Source organism: uncultured Winogradskyella sp. (assembly GCF_937958655.1).
Taxonomy (GTDB): Bacteria; Bacteroidota; Bacteroidia; order Flavobacteriales; family Flavobacteriaceae; genus Winogradskyella.
Genome location: NZ_CALGNH010000070.1, coordinates 1 through 19,286, shown reverse-complemented (window position 1 = coordinate 19,286; position 19,286 = coordinate 1). Strand labels below are relative to the sequence as shown.

Below are 19,286 nucleotides of genomic sequence, written 5' to 3'. Positions count from 1 at the left end.
CTTAAATCAAAATATGGTAACAAAATCCCTAAAAAAACGCGATAGCGATTTAGCAAATAGTAATAAACAACTTAAAATTCTGTCTAATGGCATTTTTAAAAATGGTGAGCTACCAACGTTTAAGGATAAAATTGCAGAAACAAATCAGTTTCCTCTTAAAGCTAAAAAATTAGAAATTCTTCAGATTAATGTAGGCTATATGTGCAACCAAGTTTGCGACCATTGCCATGTTGATGCTGGGCCAGACCGAAAAGAAATTATGACCAGAGCTACTATGAGACAATGTCTTGAAGTGATCAAAAATACTGGTGCACATACTTTAGATTTAACAGGTGGTGCGCCAGAAATGAATCCTGATTTTAGATGGTTTGTAGAAGAAGCAGCTAAAGCGGGAATAAAAGATTTTATTGTGCGCTCTAACCTAACCATAATAAGAGCAAATAAAAAGTATTACGACTTACCTCAATTTTTCAAAAAACATAATGTACATGTGGTAAGTTCTATGCCGCATTGGACACGAGGAAAAACAGACAAACAAAGAGGCGATGGTGTTTTTGATAAATCTATAAAAGCATTACAAGAGTTAAATGCTGTAGGTTACGGTATGCCAGATAGCGATCTAAGACTAGATTTAGTTTATAATCCCTCTGGTGCCTTTTTACCTGGTGACCAAATGTCTATGGAAAAAGACTTTAAGAAAGCACTTATGGAAGATTTTGGTATTCAGTTTCATAATCTTTTTGCCATTACGAATTTACCAATAGCACGTTTCCTAGATTATTTAATAGCTTCTGAGAATTATGAAGATTATATGCATCAATTGGTTGAAGCCTATAATCCTGCTGCTGTAGAAAACGTAATGTGTACAAATACATTATCCATTAGTTGGGATGGTTATTTATTTGATTGTGATTTTAATCAGATGTTAGAATTACCTGTTAATAGTAAAGTGAAGCACATTTCAGAATATAATGAAGAGCTACTAGAAGGTCGAAATATTGTAATTTCACAACATTGTTATGGCTGTACTGCTGGAGCAGGTAGCAGTTGCCAAGGAACGGTGGCCTAACAAGCTTCTTTTAGTTCTCCAAATGGGAACGTTTAAACTATGAAAATAAAACTCTTTTATCTCTTTTTAGTAGTCTCGCTACTTGGTTTTTCGCAAAAAACCATTTCAAAGTTATTGAAACAGCATAATAGTGAGCGTATACCTTACATTTCGGTACATGAGTTAGCCATGCCAAAGACGAAAGTTATACTGCTAGATGCTAGAGAAATAAACGAATTTAATGTAAGTCATTTACAAAATGCTATCTGTGTTGGTTATAATGATTTTGATGTAACAACAATTACTGAAAATGTTCCAGATAAATCTTCAAAAATTGTGGTTTATTGCTCATTAGGCATCCGATCCGAAGATGTTGCTGAGCACCTAAAAAAATCGGGTTACACTAATGTTTTCAATTTATATGGTGGTATTTTTGAATGGAAAAATAACGACTTCCCAGTTTATAATAAACACGGAGAAACTGAAGAGGTACATGCATTTTCAAAAGCATGGAGTAAATGGCTATTAAAAGGAAATAAAATATATGACTGACGCTCTTGTTATCGTATTTGTAAAAAATATAAAATTAGGCACCGTAAAAACTAGGCTTGCCAAAACTATTGGCCATCATGGCGCTTTTAAAGTGTACTCAGAACTGGTAAAGGTTACAGAAAATGCCACATCAGAGTTACAAATAGACACACGCATCTATTTTTCTACCGCTTTAGTAGATCACCAATGGTCGAATAAGTTTAAAGCCGTTCAAAATGGAGATGATCTGGGCGAACGTATGCTAAATGCTTTTAGAGATGGGTTTAAAGCTGGGTATAAAAAAATTGTATTAATAGGCTCTGATCTACCAGATATTAATTCTAAACACATAGAAAAAGGTATTGAAGCTTTAGAGACTAACGACGTAGTTTTTGGACCAGCAGAAGATGGCGGTTATTACCTTGTCGGTTTATCTCAATTAGAAACTTCAATTTTTAAAAATAAACCGTGGAGTCAAACCAACTTACTCAATATTACCTTAAAAGAGTTAGAGCAACTAAAGCTAAATATTGGTATTTTAGAACCGTTAAATGATATTGACACGTACGAGGATTTAATAGCTTCAGACTTTTATAAGAACAACCCAGAGTTGCAAGAAAGAATTAAAGAAGAAATTTACAACCAATAAAAGAGACTTCTCTTTTTAAGGAAGATGATTTATGATTAAATTTATTACCGAAAGCACAGAATATTTAAAAACAAAAGGCTTTGAAAATCCAGAAGTTGGCATTATACTAGGCACTGGTTTGGGTCAACTTATCAGTGAGATAGAAATTATAGCAGAAGCGAGTTACAATCATATCCCAAACTTCCCAACGGCAACTGTAGAGTTTCATAAAGGAAAACTAATTTATGGTAACTTAGGAGGTAAAAAAGTAGTGGTAATGCAAGGAAGATTTCATGTATATGAAGGTTACACATTACAAGATGTAACTTTTCCTGTTCGCATTATGGAAAAACTTGGCATTAAAACACTATTGGTTTCTAATGCAGCTGGAGCTATTAATTTAGACTTTAAAAAAGGTGAATTAATGCTAATTGACGACCATATTAATTTACAAGGAGGTTCGCCTTTAGCTTTTAAAGGTGTCTCGGAATTAGGTGAACGCTTTACAGATATGAGTGCGCCTTATGATGCTGACATCAATTCTAAATTTGAGAGCATAGCCAAATCACACAACATAAAATTACACAAAGGCGTTTATGCGAGTGTGGTTGGACCTCAATTAGAAACTAGAGCAGAGTACCGAATGCTAAAGACAATTGGAGCAGATGCCGTAGGTATGAGTACCGTTCCTGAAATTATAGTTGCTAATCATTTAAATTTAAAAGCAGCTGCGGTTTCTGTGTTAACAGACGAATGTGATCCTGATAATTTAAAACCAGTTGATATTGCTGAAATCATTACCATGGCTGGAAAAGCTGAGCCTAATATGATAACATTATTTAAAGAATTGATCAAAACATTATAATAAGTTAGCAGTAAATCAGTCCTCAGTTGGCAGTGAAGCAAGATAAAAATAGGGGTTGAACTAATTAAATCGAAATTCAAGTCCCAAATCAATGCCTAAGCATTGAACATTGAAATGCAGAATATAAAAATTAAATTGTTAAAAATTTTTGAAGCCTTGGAAAAAATTTAGATTTAATTTTTGGTTTTCTTTCGAGATAACGAAAGAAAAATTCCTCATTTCAATTTGATTTTGTGGTTCGTTTTGTATCAAGACAAAATGAACGAAGAGAAAAAAAGAAAATATATATTAACTAAAAAATAAGATTCCTGCCTTCGCAGGAATGACAAAAAGATGAGTTACTTAGAAGCAACAAACGATTTATACAAAGAAGCAGCATTAACACCAGATGTGGGTCTATGCTGTACTACAAATCCTATTTGGGAACTACCTGGATTAAAGATTCCAAAAATTATGCAAGAGATGAACTACGGTTGCGGTTCTACAGTGCATGCAAGAGACTTAACCAACAACCCAAAAATGCTTTATGTAGGTGTTGGAGGAGGTATGGAATTATTGCAGTTTTCGTATTTCAACAGGCAAAAAGGTGGAGTTGTTGGTGTCGATGTTGTTGATGAAATGTTAGAAGCCTCACGCAAAAACTTTAAAGAAGCAGAAGCCCAAAACGATTGGTTTAAATCAGAATTTGTGGAGTTAAAAAAAGGTGATGCCATGAATCTTCCTGTTGAAGATAATAGTATTGATGTAGCTGCCCAAAATTGCCTATTCAACATATTTAAAGCAGAAGATTTAAAAAAAGCTATTGCAGAAATGTATCGTGTTTTAAAACCTCATGGCCGCTTGGTAATGAGCGACCCTACGTGCGAGCAACCCATGAATGACACACTACGAAACGATGACAGATTAAGAGCCTTATGCTTAAGTGGCAGCTTACCAATTGCAGACTATGTTAAAGCATTGACTGATGCTGGTTTTGGCACTATTGAAATTAGAGCACGTAAACCCTACCGTATTTTAGATCCTAAAAATTACCCAACAGATGAACTGATTTATATAGAATCTATTGAAGTTGCGGCAATAAAAGATCCAATGCCAGCAGATGGTCCTTGCGTCTTTACAGGTAAAGCAGCTATTTATTATGGAGATGAAGATTATTTTGATGATAAAGCAGGACACGTTCTACTTAAAAATCAGCCTTTAGCAATTTGCGACAAAACGGCTGGTGCGTTAAAAGCTTTAGGCAGAGATGATATTTATTTTAGTGAATCTACTTATCATTATGATGGTGGTGGATGTTGTTGATTGGAGAGCATTCAATTGTTCAGACCCTTCACAACTAAAAGCTCATAATTTTGGTAACTTTGAAAGACTAAACACCCCTAAAGTACCCTCAAGGGGACAATCCTATAAAGGTTGTTGTTGGGAATTGTTCCCTTGAGCGGACTTTAGGGGTGTTTTTGAAAGACCTTGTAGATCCATAAATTAAGAAAAAAAGATTCCTGCCTTCGCAGGAATGACAAAAGAGACTCCTGCTTTCGCAGTAGCTAGAGATGCAAAAATACATAGACATCATAAAAAAATCCTATTCCGATTATTGGAATTACCTTAAATACGAACTCATTGATCTTAATCATTGGGATAACTTTTTTTATGGTCTCATCTTAATTTCTGTTTTAGTCTGGATTCTAGAAATTGCTTTTCCATGGAGAAAAGAGCAGTCTATATTTAGAAAAGATTTTTGGTTAGACACTCTTTATATGTTCTTTAATTTCTTTATTCTAAATCTTATTATTCTTATTGCTTTATCCAATACAGTTTCGGAATTTTTTGGTGATATTCTCGGCAAGTTCGGCTTATCAATTTCGAGTTTACAGCTCTTTGATGTTGATGATTTACCAAAATGGTTAGGCCTTTTCATTTTCTTTATTGTTTCGGATTTTGTACAATGGAATACACATCGCTTGTTACATCGTGTGCCTTGGCTTTGGAATTTTCACAAAGTGCACCACTCTGTAAAAGAAATGGGCTTTGCTGCACATTTACGCTACCATTGGATGGAACCTTTGGTTTATAAATCATTACTATATATTCCTATTGCTATAATTGGTGGTTTTGATGCCCAAGATGTTGCTATTGTTTATTTTTTTAGTATTGCTGTTGGCCACCTCAATCATGCCAATCTAGGTTGGGATTATGGCTTCCTTAAATATATTTTTAACAATCCAAAAATGCACATTTGGCACCATGCTAAAGGTTTACCAAAACATGTAAGGTATGGTGTTAATTTTGGACTAACTTTAAGCCTATGGGATTATATTTTTAAAACCGCTCATGTGCCTTATGATGGTCGTGATATTGAACTTGGTTTTAAAGGTGATGAAACGTTTCCAAAAGATTTTGTGAGTCAAGAATTATATCCGTTAAAAAAATAATCTATCATTCAGAGTGTCACATTGAGCGCAGTTGAAATGCAAAGCGAAGAATCTTATCAAAGAATAAATACCATGAAATACTTTTCAATACTAATATTAACCATATTTGTTTCATCATGTTGTAGCACAAAAAAGGTTGTTAAAACCCAACCAGAGACTACAAAAGAAATTGCTGTTGTAACTGAAATTCCTGATGTGAGTGAAGTTCCTCCTACAATTCCTGAACTACCAAAACCCACTGAGCCGCTAAAAGTTGAAGAGGTTGAAGAGGAAAAAATTCTTGTAAACAACGAAACTACTCCTGAGTCTTTTGACCACGTTATCTGGAAAAAACTTTTAGAAAATAATGTATCAGACAATGGTAATGTTAATTATAAAGGTTTTAAAAGTGAAAGCAATAAATTAAGAACTTACATCGATTCTTTAAAAGACAATATGCCAAACGACAATTGGACTAAAAAAGACAAACTAGCTTATTGGATTAATACCTACAACGCCTTAACCATAGATTTAATAATAAGAAATTACCCTTTAAAAAGTATAAAAGATATTAAAGACCCTTGGGATCAACGCCTTTGGAAATTTGGTGACAAGTGGTTAAATCTTAATGACATAGAACATCAAATCTTACGTAAAATGGACGAACCTCGCATTCATTTTGCTATTGTTTGTGCCTCGGAATCTTGTCCTAAACTTCAGAACGAAGCCTTTACATCTAATAATTTAGAAGAACAACTAGCTAATGCGACAATAGAATTTTTAGCTGATGTCTCGAAAAATGAAATTTCGGAAGACGAAATTAAACTTTCTAAAATATTTAAATGGTTTAAAAAAGATTTTGAACAAAATGGCAGTTTGATTGATTTTTTAAATCAATATTCTGATATTACAATTTCTGGTAACGCAAAAAAAAGCTTCAAAGATTATAGTTGGGATTTAAATAATTAAAACCATAGTCTCAGATTTTCCGTAGATATCTTATATGATTAGTATAATTATTCCTGTTTTAAATGAAGTTGAAACCATTAAAGATTTACTCTTTCACTTAATTGATACTGCTTCATTAGATTCAGTTTCAGAAATTATCGTTGTAGACGGAGGTAGTACTGACGGTACTCAAAAGGAAGTAAACAATTTTAGGCTACCACGAGATCCTGAAACATACTTCGACTCAGCTCAGCAAGCGAGTTCAGGATTGACTAATCAACCAAAAGTGGTTTTGCTTGATTCGCCAAAAGGAAGAGCGAAACAAATGAATTTAGGGGCAAAGCATGCCAGTGCGCCTATTTTATATTTTCTTCATGCGGATTCTTTTCCACCGCAACGTTATGATAAATTGATTATAGATGAGGTAGAAAAAGGTAATAATGCTGGTTGTTTTAGACTGAAATTTGACAGTAATCATTGGTGGTTACGTCTCGCAAGTTGGTTAACTCAATTTAGTTGGCGCGCCTGTAGAGGTGGTGACCAAAGTCAGTTTATTACAAGAGCGCTTTTTGAAGAAATTGGTGGTTTTGATGAGAGCTATATTATTTATGAAGATAATATCCTCATCAACGAACTTTATGCAAGAAAAGAATTTGTGGTTATAAATAAAAAAATAAAAACCTCAGCGCGCATGTATAAAAAGCATGGCGTTTGGAAGGTTCAATACCACTTCTGGACCATCTATGTAAAAAAATGGTTTGGCGCTTCTGCAGAAGATATGTTAGCGTATTATAAGAAACATCTCTGTTAGCATTTACTTATTCCTACCATTTTCATTAGGGTATAAAAAAGGCAAAAAATCACTTTGAAAAACTTCTTTTGTATCAATATCAATTGCAGATAACTTACCTGTAAATGCAGATCCTGTATCTACATTCCAAACATTTATAGCATTCATAGGCTCATACTTATGATAATTAATTGTTGGAGTATGGCCAATGTAAATTTCGTTGTAGTGTTTTAAGCGATTAGGATATAACTCGGAATTCTTTTTTATGCGCTTATCCATTGTCAGTGCCATTTCCCATAGTGTGCGATCAAAATAAAAACTTTGAACTTGAAACTCACGACCTACACCATGCATAGATGTAAACCCTGCATGAACAAACAAGCGGTTTTCATCGTCGATATAATAAAGAGGCATAGCTTCAAAAAAAGCAAGATGTACTTTCTTTTCAGTACCTGTAAATCCCTCATAGCTCTCTATGGTTTCTTTTCCACCATGTGCATACCAAATCTCATTAATATGACCAGAAGCTAACCATTCTTCACACCAAACATCATGGTTGCCTTTAATAAAAACACATTCATTAGTCTTTGATAATTCTATAAGACATTCAACAACTTGAGCAGACTCGCTCCACCCATCTACATAATCACCCATAAAGATTAGGGTATCCTCTTTAGTAACTTTGGCGATTTCTAAAACTTGTTCTAAAGCTTTTAGTCCACCATGAATATCTCCTATAGCTAATGTTCTCATCAAAATTTATTTTAGCAAAATTAAGAATAAGATACTAAGCTATCGAAGCTATGCTAACATTAATTAAAGCAAAAAAACGAATTTATAAGTAAGATGATTATGTCTCCAGGACTTTCTTAAAAATATTGCCCTATACCAAAAACAAAACCTTTCGTAGAATCTGGTGTTATGCCCACACCGTAATCAATTCTAAAAATAGCATTGAATATTTTTTTATGAATAAATCTAAATCCTAATCCAGGGTAAACACGTAGATTTTGAGAATCGCCAAAGTCCCCAAAATCACCTCCTGGATTCCTCCAGCTTCCTGCATCAATAAAAGCATTTCCCTGTAAAGCAAACCAGCCTTTTTCATATAATGTATACCTATATTCTGTATTTAAAACTATGGCTGCTGTACCTCTATCGATAGTATTACCAACTCCTCTAATATTAAGATTATTATCCACTGAAAATGGTGCAAATGGAGTTTCGTCATTTGTTGCTATACCCACCCTAAGTCTACTTGCCCAATTTCCTTTTTCACCAAAACGCTTAAAATATTCAAAATCATTCCAACCAATCAAAAAATCAGGCAGTTGCTCATTGTCTATAGAATGTACGTACTGAAAATTAAAAACGCTTCTAAAGCCTTCAACATACTGATAATCATAATTTAAGTTATTATATTCATAAATAAGTTTATATAACATCTTATCTACTATTAGAGCTTGTGGAATATTTTGGTTTGTTGCACCAGATTGGTACGCGTAGTCTTCAGTAAAAAAGTTAATACCAATCTCTACTCTATTTGTAAAATTTATTTGATAAAGACCCAACACTTCTATTGACTCATTATTGTAACGATAATCTGCAGTAGCATTATTAAAAAAAACAGGCTCTAAAGTCGTTAAATTTTGAAAGTTTACTGCTAAGCCTAGTTTTCTAGAAAATAAGAACGGTGCTCTTAAATTTAAAGCATAGGAATCAAAAATATCATTTTGATAAAATCCACCAATTGTGATATTTTGACCAAATAGGTTAAATTCATAAAGACCTAAGCGATAGGCAAATTCATCGTCATTTGTGGTATAAACGTTAGCGGAGGGAATAATCGTAAAGTTTTCTTCTATATTGTAGAACACATTATACTCATTTGGTTTCTCAGCAGGAAACACTTGGTAATAGGCGTATGCAATAGATGGTAAACGTTTGAGTAATCGCATATCTTGTTCTATATCACTAGAATCTAGAACTGCACCTGATTTTACTAGAGCTATTTTTTTAACAAATGAAGACTTTAGCTTTTTATTACCTTGTATTTTTAAGTCCGCAACCCTATTTTCTTGTCCTTGAGAAAAGAACATAATAAAAAAACATATAATGAATGTAAAAATTCGCATGGATTGAGTATGTCTTGTAAAGGTAATATTAAAAATATTGTCCAATACCAAACACAATACTATTATTTGCTTTATCACCAATACTTACTCCATAATCAATTCTAAAAACCGCATTGAAAATACGCTTATGGATAAATCGTAGTCCAAAACCTGTAAATAGACTTGCTGATTTCCCTTCTACCAAGTCAGAGAGTTGACCACCTGGATCTTGCCAAGTACCAGCGTCTACAAAGGCATTAGCCTGCATTGCAAACCAACCTTTTTCAAAAAATGTATGGCGATATTCTGAATTTAAAACCACAGAAGCCGTACCTCTATCTACAATGTTACCCACTCCTCTAATATTTAATTGATTATCCAGAGCAAAAGGAGCAAATGGTGTTGTATCGTTTGTAGCATATGCTAAACGCAGACGGTTAGCCCAATTTCCCCTTTTACCTAGACGCTTAAAATATTCGAAGTCATTACGACCAATGAAAAAATTACGTAGTAAATCATTATTACCGCTGGAGGTCAATGTAAAACTGTAATTGAAAATACTTCTAAAACCTTCTACATATTGAAAATCGTTAGTAATATTATTATATTCATACTGGCCAACTATAGACGTGCGATTTACGCCAAGCCTTGCTGGTATATCATTTGGTAATTCACCATTTAACAACTCATAGTCTTCATTTGCTACGTTAAGCCCTAACTCAAACCTGTTATTAAAATTGTGTTCGTAAAATATTCTAAATTCAAGTGCTTTACTATCAAACCTGAAATTCACATCACTTTCATTATCTAAAAAAATTGGCTCTTGTAAAACGTTGTTTTGATAATTTACACCTATTCCCCATTTTCTAGTTATGAGATTGGGAGCTTCCCAAAAAAATCCGTATGAGTCAAATACATTTTTGGCATAAAAACCACCTATGATTTGATTCTGTCCCAAAAAATTAAAGTCGAAAACAGAAACACGATAAGATAAATCATCGTTAACATCTTGAGAGACATTAAGACCAGGAATTATTGCAAAATTTTCAACTATTGTATAAATGATTTTGTAATTACCATCAGGCAGTTCTTCAACTTTAGAAGAGGCACTTGCAACTGATGGCAACAATCTAAAACGTCTTTCATCTGATGCTACACGAAGTGTGTCTATAACACTGCCTTCCTTAACAAAAGCAAGTCGCTTAAAAAATTGTGTCCGTGTACGTTTATTACCTTCAATCTCTATTGAAGTAACCGTTTGGGCTTGCGTGTAATAGCAGCTTAGTAATAAAATGAGTGCAATCAAGAGCTTTTTCATTCTACAGTAAATTGAGTTGTTATGACTTGGTTGACCCAGTTATCTTCACTTACATCCATAAGGGTGAATTTATAGTCTTGCCCAACGGAAAGTATTGGTGGCGTACCTTGGGTTACATTTAATACAACGTTGGATGTATCGTAATACTGAAATTGATTTTCAAAGGTGTAAGTCGCAGAAATTACATCATCATTAACAGTAGATAACACCTGAAAAAAAATGGCATTATCAACCTCCGAATTTACGTCCCAACTAAAAATTGGCATTTGTGAAATTTCTTGGTTAAGACTTATGTCATTAGAGAATAATGTAGGTTGTGTGGACTGTTTTATCCGAATAGGATTGGATAGCTTAATTTCGTCATCAATTTCATAAGTAACGATTATCCAACGTTCCGAATCAAACTCACCAACAAACTTTCTTAAAAAACCATTGAAAAAAGGTTCGTTTGGAATAACTAGCACATCGTAGTTTGAATAATCGTTTTGGTCTAGGTTACTTGAGCTTGTCTCAAATAGCTTAAAATTATTTGAACCTGTTTCAGGAAAAAAATAGACCTCAATGCTATTTTGATTGGTCTGTATATTACCAGAGCAAGCGATTACTGCGCCAGTTTCAATAGTCTTTCCATCAATATAAGACATAAGTGAATCATTAATATTTGAACCACTGGTATCATCAGAAGAACACGAAACTAGCAACATGGTAAAGACAAATAAGATTTGTTTCATGATAGGGTTATCATTAAGCTTTGTCGTTGCCCATTAATAACCTTACGAAAATCTACGGCTTTATTTTTCGGATTTATAATACAATTTAATTACGGCTTCAACTGGTTTATTTTGAGGTGTAAACATTGGATTGTCCTTACCACCAACTTTATCGTAATTATGAAACCATTTCCAAACAAATCCTCCAGCAAACCAATCTTCTTCCCAAAAGGTCTCAAAAAGAGCTCTTGTAGTATTCACTTGCGCTTCTAGATTTACGTCCCTCATTGTATGATCTGATACCCAAGGCCTCTTACCTGCATAATCTACACTTCTATAACCATATTCTGTAAATAAAATTGGCTTATCGTACGTTTTAGAAAGCGCCTTAATTTGTGGTTTGTGTTTTTGCCAACCTTTCATACAAGTCTCAAAAATTGGTGTCTTCTCATCACTTACAGGAAAGTAGGCATCAATACCAATGTAGTCTAGTTGATCCCAAAAGGGTGTCCTTTTATATTCATCCCAATTAGCAGCATAGGTCAATTGACCTTTATAAACTTTTTTTATCTCCTTTATTAAACTGTTCCAGTAATCTGGTCTGTTTTTTATAAAGGTTTCAAGCTCAGTTCCAATGCAGAACATTGAAGCATTGACTTCTTCAGCCAGTTCGGCATATTCTAAAATAAAGCTAGAGTAAGACTTTTCTAATGCTTTCCAATTCTCTTCTGTTTGCATTTTAATATATCCTGTAAACTCCCCTTTCCACACCCAAATTTGAGGCTTAATCATTATTCTTAGATTCTCTTTTCTAAGTTCACCTATATACTGTTTAGTTCCTGGCCTTGTCTCACCAAACCATTGTCTATCTGTGTTATGTATAATTTGGGGATGTTCTAAGTTTTTTATAAAGCCAAAGGGCATAACAGTGGCATAATTAGCATTCACCTTAATTACAGGTAGTACATGACTTTGATTAATTGAGTCTCTAGCTGCAACAAAACTAACGCCATTGATCTTTTCCACTTGCCCATTGCAAGAACATAAAGCAGAAAACAATGCAACAACAAAAAGACACTTAATATATTTCATTACTAATGAATTAAGTGCCTAAAGTATTGAAAATTGTCTTAACTAGATTGAGATCCCAATTTTATATCGGGATAATTCAACTAACCATTTTTGAAACAAAAAATGCATTTCATTAAAATAAGGCTCTTAAACCTATATTAAAAGTTTGTCCTAATCCTGTATTATTACCTCTAACAAAATTGGTATATAAGGTCTCAATATTCAAAACTTTTGTTAGTTGATATTTTACACCTCCACCAACTGCAGTGAAATCTTGCTCAAAGTCATTACCAGTATCTATTCTTTGTTGGTGCTGCATTAAGCCTAATACTGTAAACTTACTACTGGGAAAATAACTTAAAAAGATACCTGGTGTTAGTAACAAACTATTATTAGCAAAGCTGTCTTCTTTTTTACCAAAATTGTATTCAGTATTTAGCTCAGTAAATATCTGCCAATCACCACTCGGAAATGTATAATCATAAAAAAAGCGATTTTGAAAAATAAATCCTTTCTGATCTAAAAACACGCCATTATTGTTGTTAACTGGTAAAAAGTCTTCTGACTCATTATCCACCAATGGAATATGAAATGCTGTTTGTATGGTGAAATTAGATACATCCTTGATTGGGTTAAATTTTACTGCAGGTGCAAACGATGTAAAACCTGAGCGAGCAGTTCCTGACTCTCCGTCAAAAGAAAACACATCTAAGGCTGATCTATCTGCAATAACATTTGATCTAAATTCTAACAACAGACCGACATTAAATCTACTACTTTCTGATACACCCGTAAAAATATCAATAGTAGATGTAAAAAATGTTTGCCTCGGCTCTCTTCCTTCACTGAATGTACTTTCTGTTTGGGTATAAAGGTTGTTAAACCATTTAATATCCCACTGTCCTTTGTCTAAAAGTTTAGATGGTGTATATTCTTGTATCACACTTTTTTCAGTGTTATCTTCTTCTTGTGAAAACCCTACAAATACTGTCATCACTGCAATTAATATTATACCTAATTTTTTCATTATTATTTATTTTGGTTGTTTACTTTATTTTTTTTTTAAATTCTTTAAGTTGATAACTTTTATTGCTTGTTTAAACTCCAGTTATACGGAAAATAACTGAGCTTATAATCGTCTGAAATTTTATCCTTTCTGTACGTGTTTATAAAGTCTATTTCTGTCTTACCATTCATGGTAAAATCTTCTTTATACCACTTCATAATTTCGGAAGCTTCAACTTTCTTTCTTTTAGTATTTACTTTTAAGAATTCACCATTTATAGCTTTTTTTGTTTGCACATCTAATTGTGTGTTTAACGTATTTGGTAAGTACGCTTCATTTATAAGAGGAGGACAACCTATTGCACCACACACTAATACGAAATGAAACCTAGGATCCTTAAACTTAGCTCTTAATAATTTGTGTTCAATATCATTAAGAGTCATTTTTTTACCTCCAAAATTATATGTCGTTTTATCAAAAAAACCAGTATTATCTAACGGTGATTTTGTTGGGTAATTATCAATTATACCCTTTATAACACCAAGATTATAATTATTTATCCAAAAAGCTTGATAATTATTGGCCTCTGATGATTTAACTACAAGCCCTTCTGCTATTCTTATCAGTTCGTTTAAAGCAGACGGATCACTATGTATAGATTTATAATCTACCTTCCCTGCTTTTACATTCGTTTTCAGAAAGGCATCTACTTTAGAAAAATAGGTATTCAAATCTTGAGCGTTTCCTAAACTCGCAACTAATAATGTAAAAATTAGAATATATCGTTTCATGTTTTAAACTTTAAATTTTGATTAGTAATGGCTCTTAGGTCGCACTTCAAACCGTTGACTTACAAGAATATTAAAAGATTTTTGACGTCTCCTGAAATACTAAAACCTTACACACTTATAATTAATTTAAATCCTTTCTAAATTGCAAGTTCTAATTAAGTTCTTACCTTTAAATTCGACTTACAACTAACTAACAATCAAAAATCACCCGACTTCAAGGGTAAAAATTATGGAACACATTGTCATTATCGGTAATGGTATATCTGGTGTTACTTTAGCTAGACATATTAGAAAACTCTCCGACAAAAAAATAACTATTGTTTCTGCTGAAACCGATTATTTCTTCTCTCGTACCGCTTTAATGTATGTATATATGGGACACATGAAGTTTGAGCACACACAACCTTATGAGAATTGGTTTTGGGAGAAAAACAGAATCAATCTTAAAAAAGGCTATGTTGAAAATATTCATACAAATTCTAAGACCCTTCAATTTGCTGATGGAGATACTTTGCAATATGACAAACTTGTCATTGCTACTGGAAGTAAGCCTAATAAGTTTGGTTGGCCAGGACAAGATTTAGAGGGTGTTATGGGTATGTATCACAAACAAGATTTGGATAATCTTGAAAAGCATGCGCCTAATAAAGACGTTTGTAAACGTGCCGTTATTGTTGGTGGTGGACTAATAGGTATTGAGCTTGCCGAAATGCTTAATTCCAGAAGTATTCCTGTGACGTTTTTAGTTCGTGAATCTAGTTTTTGGAATGGTGTTTTACCCGAAGGCGAAAGTGCCATGATAAATAGACACATTAAAAATCATCATATCGATTTACGTTTATCTACTAATCTAAAAGAAATAAAATCTGATGAAAACGGAAAAGTAAAATCCGTAATCATAGAAGAAACAGGTGAAGAGTTAGAATGCAATGTTGTGGGACTAACCGCTGGTGTTTCGCCAAACATTGATTTTATAAAAGATTCAGCCATTGAAACTGGCCGCGGAGTTAAAGTAAACCGCTTTTTAGAAACAAATATTGCTGATGTCTATGCTATTGGCGATTGTGCTGAACAACATGAAGCTATAGGTAATCGAAGACCTATTGAAGCTGTCTGGTACACAGGACGTATGATGGGCGAAACCTTAGCGCAAACCATTTGTGGAAACAGAATTGAATATAAACCAGGCCATTGGTTTAATTCTGCAAAGTTTATGGATATAGAATACCAAACGTATGGCTGGGTATTTGCAAAGTCAAGAGAAAACGAAGCACATTTTCATTGGAAGCACCAAGACGATACCAAGTGCATCACGGTCGCATATCATAAAGACTCCAACGAATTTTTAGGTATTAATACATTCGGAATTAGAATGCGACACGAAATCTTTGACAAATGGCTCACCGAAAAACGAGATGTTGATTATGTAATGAATCATCTCTCTGATGCCAACTTTGATCCTGAATTCTATTCAAAATTTGAAAATGACATTTTATCAGCCTACAATAACCAACTACAAACTGCATAACCATGAGTAATAAGTTAAATCATAGCATGTCTTTAGCAAAACCAGATGCTTTAAACATCACCACAAAACAAAAAATAGCTTTAATCCTAGGAGTTGTCGGTCTATTTATATTAGCGCTAGCACTTTTCAACACTAACTTTCCTAATAAGGGCTTATTCTTAACGTTATCACTTGGATTAATTGTTTTAGGTACAATAGTATATTCTAGAGAAGCTTACCTCACCAAACTAGAGGGCATCAAAAATGATGGACAATGGTTTAAATCTATTTCATCTCGTGGCATTTGGGGTTGGATTCTTGGTGTAATTCTTACAGGATTTTATATTGTACTTTATTTTTATCCAAAATATTTAGGGTTAGGTCAAGGTGCAGATGGAGCTAATACAGGACTCATATCTTTGTTTGATCCGCTAAGTCAATTATTAAGTGGAAGAAATGCCAGTCAATGGTTTGTTTATGGAACCTTATATACAATCGCCATTTTAGCTTTTGGGTATAAGTTTATTTTAAAATACAGACATAATCGTTACCAACAAATACGTACGGTTTCAGTTATGTTTTTTCAATTAGGTTTTGCCTTTTTGATCCCTGAGTTTATGTACGTAATGAATAATGATTTACCTTATTATGATCTCAAGAGTATTTGGCCGTTAAACTATTATATTTTTGACGAATGGTCTGTAAACGGTTTTCTTTCTAATGGAAATATTGGACTTGCATTAATTTTGTTCGGTATCATTTCAATATTTGTTATTACACCAATTTTGACTTATAAATTCGGAAAACGCTGGTATTGTTCTTGGGTTTGTGGTTGTGGCGGACTTGCCGAAACTGCAGGAGATTCTTTTAGACACCTATCCTCCAAGAAAATGTATGCTTGGAAATTAGAACGTTGGTTAATTCATTTGGTACTGGTATTCTCTGTTGTAATGACTACAGCAATGGTTTATACTTATTTAGGCTACGACAAAAATGATTTTTGGCTAACACGTAGTGTTTTTATAAGTCTGGTCATTGGATTTTTAACTATAATTTTTGTTGGGGTAATGTATTTTAAAAGGCAAGAGCTTGGAAAAGATGCAAAATATGGAGCCATTGGTTTCTTTTCTGTTATCGCTTTACTACTCATAATGCATTTTACCGGCACAACAGATAATGTATTCTACGTTAAAGCAAGTTCTTTAAGGTCTGCTTATGGTATTTATATAGGCTCAATTTTTTCTGGAGTAATTGGTACAGGGTTCTATCCAATTCTAGGAAGCCGTTCTTGGTGTCGTTTTGGTTGCCCAATGGCAGCAATTTTAGGATTTCAACAACGTCTATTTTCAAAATTTAGAATTACTACCAACGGAGGCCAATGTATCTCTTGTGGTAATTGTTCTAACAGTTGTGAAATGGGCATAGACGTTAGGCATTACGCTCAAAAAGGCGAAAACATAGTACGCTCAAGTTGTGTAGGCTGCGGTATTTGTTCTGCAGTTTGCCCAAGAGGTGTGTTAAAATTAGAGAATGATAGTATGAAAGGACGAATTAATCCGACTGAGGTTCTATTAGGTAACGATGTAGACCTTATGGAACTTGTTAACCAGAAGTAAGATTCTTTTAGGAGTCACAATATTCAGTATGCAATTAATTTTAAAACATAGACGAAAGAGTAATGAGCTAATTAAATTGGTGTTGCTGGTTATACTTCTTAAATTTACAATATTAATTAACGCACAAAAAACCTATCAGAAAAATTACTACAATAATATAACACCTAAAACGCTTGCTGAAGCTAAGCAAAGTACACTAGTCTCAGAAGGCTGGATAGAACAGAATCAAAAGACAGACTACTGGAAGTTTTATCATAAAAACGGAAAATTATCTAAGGAAGGTTATTTTAAAAACGGAAAAACGGATGGCTTTTGGCAATTCTACGACACCAATGGTAACCTAGAAAAAAAAGGACACTTTTTAAATGGCCTTAAAACAGGCTATTGGGAAACCTACAAAACTAAAATTGTCGTAGCCGAGGGACATTACAAAAATGACAAACCCGTAGGCCATTGGAGATTTTTTTATCCAAGTCAACAACTAAAAGAAGAAGGTCACTACGATAATGGATTAAAAACCAGTTTCTGGACATCGTTTCACTCTAACGGTAAACTAGCACAAGAGGGACATTTTATTGACGGAAAACGCTCTGGGTATTGGCAATACTTTCATAAAAACGGTCAATTACAAAAAAGCGGAGAATTTAAGTTTGGTGAATTTACAGGCTATTGGCAATTTTACAGCACCAATGGTAAAAAGCAGTCAGAAGGTCATTTTAAAAGTGGTAAAAAACAAAACTGGTGGTTGTTTTATGACGACAATGAAAAAATAAATCATAAATGCCAGTTAAGTAATGGCGAAAAAAATGGATATTGCTTAATGTATAAAAATGAAGAATTAATTTCTGCCGTAAAGTATACTAAAGGAGCGCGAATTAAAGAATGGACCGATTTAAAATCATTCAAAAAGGAAAATAATTTATCTGATTTAAAAAGCCAATGACCAAAATCGTAGTCATCATCCCTGCTTTTAACGAAGAAGCATCCATTCCTCTTGTCATTAACGCTATTCCAAAAAATGTAGATGAGATTATAGTGGTTAGTAATAACTCTACCGATAATACTGAAAAAAATGCTAAAAACGCAGGTGCTACAGTACTTTTAGAGCAACGCAAAGGGTATGGCTACGCTTGCTTAAAAGGGATGGAATATATCGCCTCACTTAATAAAAAAGAACAGCCAGACATTGTTGTATTTTTAGATGGTGATTATAGCGATTACCCAGAAGAACTCACCAAAATTGTTCAGCCAATTATCAATGATAATATTGATTTTGTTGTTGGTGCCAGAACAAAAGACTTACGAGAAGAAGGTTCTATGACCATACCTCAAATTTTTGGTAATTGGCTAGCTACTAGCCTAATGCGATTATTCTTTAAATCTACCTTTACAGATTTAGGGCCTTTTAGAGCTATTAAATACCATAAACTTTTAGGCTTAAACATGGAAGATAAAACCTATGGTTGGACGGTAGAGATGCAGCTAAAAGCACTAAAACAAAAATTGACTTACAAAGAAATTCCTGTTAACTACAGAAACAGAATTGGCGTCTCAAAAGTTTCAGGAACCATAAAAGGTGCTATATTTGCTGGCGTTAAAATCCTTGGATGGATTTTTAAATACAGCTTTAAGTGATTTATTTACACTACTTCATAATTGTAGTTTACACCATTGCTATCGTGCTTATTTTTATGTACGCTTTAGCGCAATTAAACCTGCTTTACAATTATTTATCTTCAAAGAAGAAGCGTACCCATTGCGAAACTTTTAATCTAGACAACCCAAAGGAAGTGCCCTACGTTACCATTCAACTTCCTGTTTTTAATGAAATGTATGTTATGGAACGTTTGCTCGATAATATTGCATTATTAGACTACCCAACGGACAAACTAGAAATACAAGTTTTAGACGACTCTACGGATGAAACCGTGC

At 33.6% G+C, this 19,286-nt stretch carries 19 protein-coding genes and 1 pseudogene; 13 read left to right on the top strand and 7 right to left on the bottom strand.

Features of this window, described 5'->3' with window-relative positions:
* The first annotated feature begins 13 nt into the window (after positions 1-13).
* The 8 genes from arsS (at position 14) to Q0800_RS12400 (ending at position 7,242) form a co-directional block, all read left to right on the top strand.
* A complete protein-coding gene (arsS, locus tag Q0800_RS12435) occupies positions 14-1,069 on the top strand; it encodes an arsenosugar biosynthesis radical SAM (seleno)protein ArsS (protein WP_299130283.1) in 1,056 nt (351 codons plus the stop codon).
* Positions 1,070-1,108: 39 nt separating this feature from the next.
* Positions 1,109-1,600: a rhodanese-like domain-containing protein gene (locus tag Q0800_RS12430; RefSeq protein ID WP_299130282.1), complete on the top strand. Its 492-nt coding sequence runs from the start codon at positions 1,109-1,111 to the stop codon at positions 1,598-1,600.
* Positions 1,593-2,228, top strand: a complete 636-nt coding sequence (locus Q0800_RS12425) for a TIGR04282 family arsenosugar biosynthesis glycosyltransferase (protein ID WP_299130280.1) — start codon at positions 1,593-1,595, stop codon at positions 2,226-2,228. The genes Q0800_RS12430 and Q0800_RS12425 overlap by 8 nt, the downstream gene beginning before the upstream one ends.
* 31 nt (positions 2,229-2,259) lie before the next feature.
* Positions 2,260-3,072 (top strand): purine-nucleoside phosphorylase, encoded by an 813-nt coding sequence (locus Q0800_RS12420; protein ID WP_299130278.1) that lies wholly within the window; start codon positions 2,260-2,262, stop codon positions 3,070-3,072.
* 333 nt (positions 3,073-3,405) lie between these two features.
* Positions 3,406-4,374, top strand: coding sequence for an arsenosugar biosynthesis arsenite methyltransferase ArsM (gene arsM, locus Q0800_RS12415; protein ID WP_299130275.1), 969 nt, complete (start codon positions 3,406-3,408; stop codon positions 4,372-4,374).
* A gap of 248 nt (positions 4,375-4,622) precedes the next feature.
* Complete coding sequence (locus tag Q0800_RS12410; protein ID WP_299130273.1) at positions 4,623-5,504, top strand: sterol desaturase family protein; 882 nt, start codon at positions 4,623-4,625, stop codon at positions 5,502-5,504.
* A 72-nt stretch (positions 5,505-5,576) separates the two neighbouring features.
* Positions 5,577-6,452: a DUF547 domain-containing protein gene (locus Q0800_RS12405; protein ID WP_299130270.1), complete on the top strand. Its 876-nt coding sequence runs from the start codon at positions 5,577-5,579 to the stop codon at positions 6,450-6,452.
* Between the two features lie 34 nt (positions 6,453-6,486).
* The gene (locus tag Q0800_RS12400; protein WP_299130267.1) at positions 6,487-7,242 is read left to right on the top strand and encodes a TIGR04283 family arsenosugar biosynthesis glycosyltransferase; all 756 of its coding nucleotides are present in this window, start codon (positions 6,487-6,489) and stop codon (positions 7,240-7,242) included.
* Positions 7,243-7,245: 3 nt separating this feature from the next.
* Here the strand turns inward: Q0800_RS12400 and Q0800_RS12395 are convergent, their stop codons facing one another.
* The 7 genes from Q0800_RS12395 to Q0800_RS12365 form a co-directional block, all read right to left on the bottom strand.
* Positions 7,246-7,974, bottom strand: coding sequence for a metallophosphoesterase family protein (locus tag Q0800_RS12395; protein WP_299130264.1), 729 nt, complete (start codon positions 7,972-7,974; stop codon positions 7,246-7,248).
* Positions 7,975-8,090: 116 nt separating this feature from the next.
* Entirely contained in the window at positions 8,091-9,320 is a 1,230-nt protein-coding gene (locus Q0800_RS12390) for a POTRA domain-containing protein (RefSeq protein WP_299130259.1), read from the bottom strand.
* A gap of 64 nt (positions 9,321-9,384) precedes the next feature.
* Positions 9,385-10,653, bottom strand: coding sequence for a hypothetical protein (locus Q0800_RS12385; RefSeq protein ID WP_299130254.1), 1,269 nt, complete (start codon positions 10,651-10,653; stop codon positions 9,385-9,387).
* The gene (locus Q0800_RS12380) at positions 10,650-11,384 is read right to left on the bottom strand and encodes a hypothetical protein (protein WP_299130248.1); all 735 of its coding nucleotides are present in this window, start codon (positions 11,382-11,384) and stop codon (positions 10,650-10,652) included. Before Q0800_RS12380 ends, Q0800_RS12385 begins: the two co-directional genes overlap by 4 nt.
* A gap of 60 nt (positions 11,385-11,444) precedes the next feature.
* Entirely contained in the window at positions 11,445-12,455 is a 1,011-nt protein-coding gene (locus Q0800_RS12375; RefSeq protein ID WP_299130243.1) for a glycoside hydrolase, read from the bottom strand.
* Between the two features lie 112 nt (positions 12,456-12,567).
* Positions 12,568-13,461, bottom strand: coding sequence for a hypothetical protein (locus tag Q0800_RS12370; protein WP_299130239.1), 894 nt, complete (start codon positions 13,459-13,461; stop codon positions 12,568-12,570).
* A 59-nt stretch (positions 13,462-13,520) separates the two neighbouring features.
* Positions 13,521-14,231, bottom strand: coding sequence for a DUF547 domain-containing protein (locus Q0800_RS12365; protein WP_299130237.1), 711 nt, complete (start codon positions 14,229-14,231; stop codon positions 13,521-13,523).
* Between the two features lie 229 nt (positions 14,232-14,460).
* Between Q0800_RS12365 and Q0800_RS12360 the strand changes: the two genes are divergently transcribed.
* The 5 genes and pseudogenes from Q0800_RS12360 to Q0800_RS12340 all read left to right on the top strand — a co-directional run.
* Complete coding sequence (locus Q0800_RS12360) at positions 14,461-15,759, top strand: FAD/NAD(P)-binding oxidoreductase (RefSeq protein WP_299130233.1); 1,299 nt, start codon at positions 14,461-14,463, stop codon at positions 15,757-15,759.
* Between the two features lie 2 nt (positions 15,760-15,761).
* Positions 15,762-17,354 (top strand): 4Fe-4S dicluster domain-containing protein, encoded by a 1,593-nt coding sequence (locus Q0800_RS12355; protein WP_299130228.1) that lies wholly within the window; start codon positions 15,762-15,764, stop codon positions 17,352-17,354.
* Positions 17,355-17,382: 28 nt separating this feature from the next.
* A complete protein-coding gene (locus tag Q0800_RS12350) occupies positions 17,383-18,297 on the top strand; it encodes a hypothetical protein (RefSeq protein ID WP_299130223.1) in 915 nt (304 codons plus the stop codon).
* On the top strand, positions 18,294-18,989 hold the full coding sequence (locus Q0800_RS12345) for a glycosyltransferase family 2 protein (RefSeq protein ID WP_299130219.1): 696 nt from the start codon (positions 18,294-18,296) through the stop codon (positions 18,987-18,989). Before Q0800_RS12350 ends, Q0800_RS12345 begins: the two co-directional genes overlap by 4 nt.
* Before the next feature lie 56 nt (positions 18,990-19,045).
* A pseudogene (locus Q0800_RS12340) lies at positions 19,046-19,286 on the top strand (glycosyl transferase family 2); the annotation flags it as partial.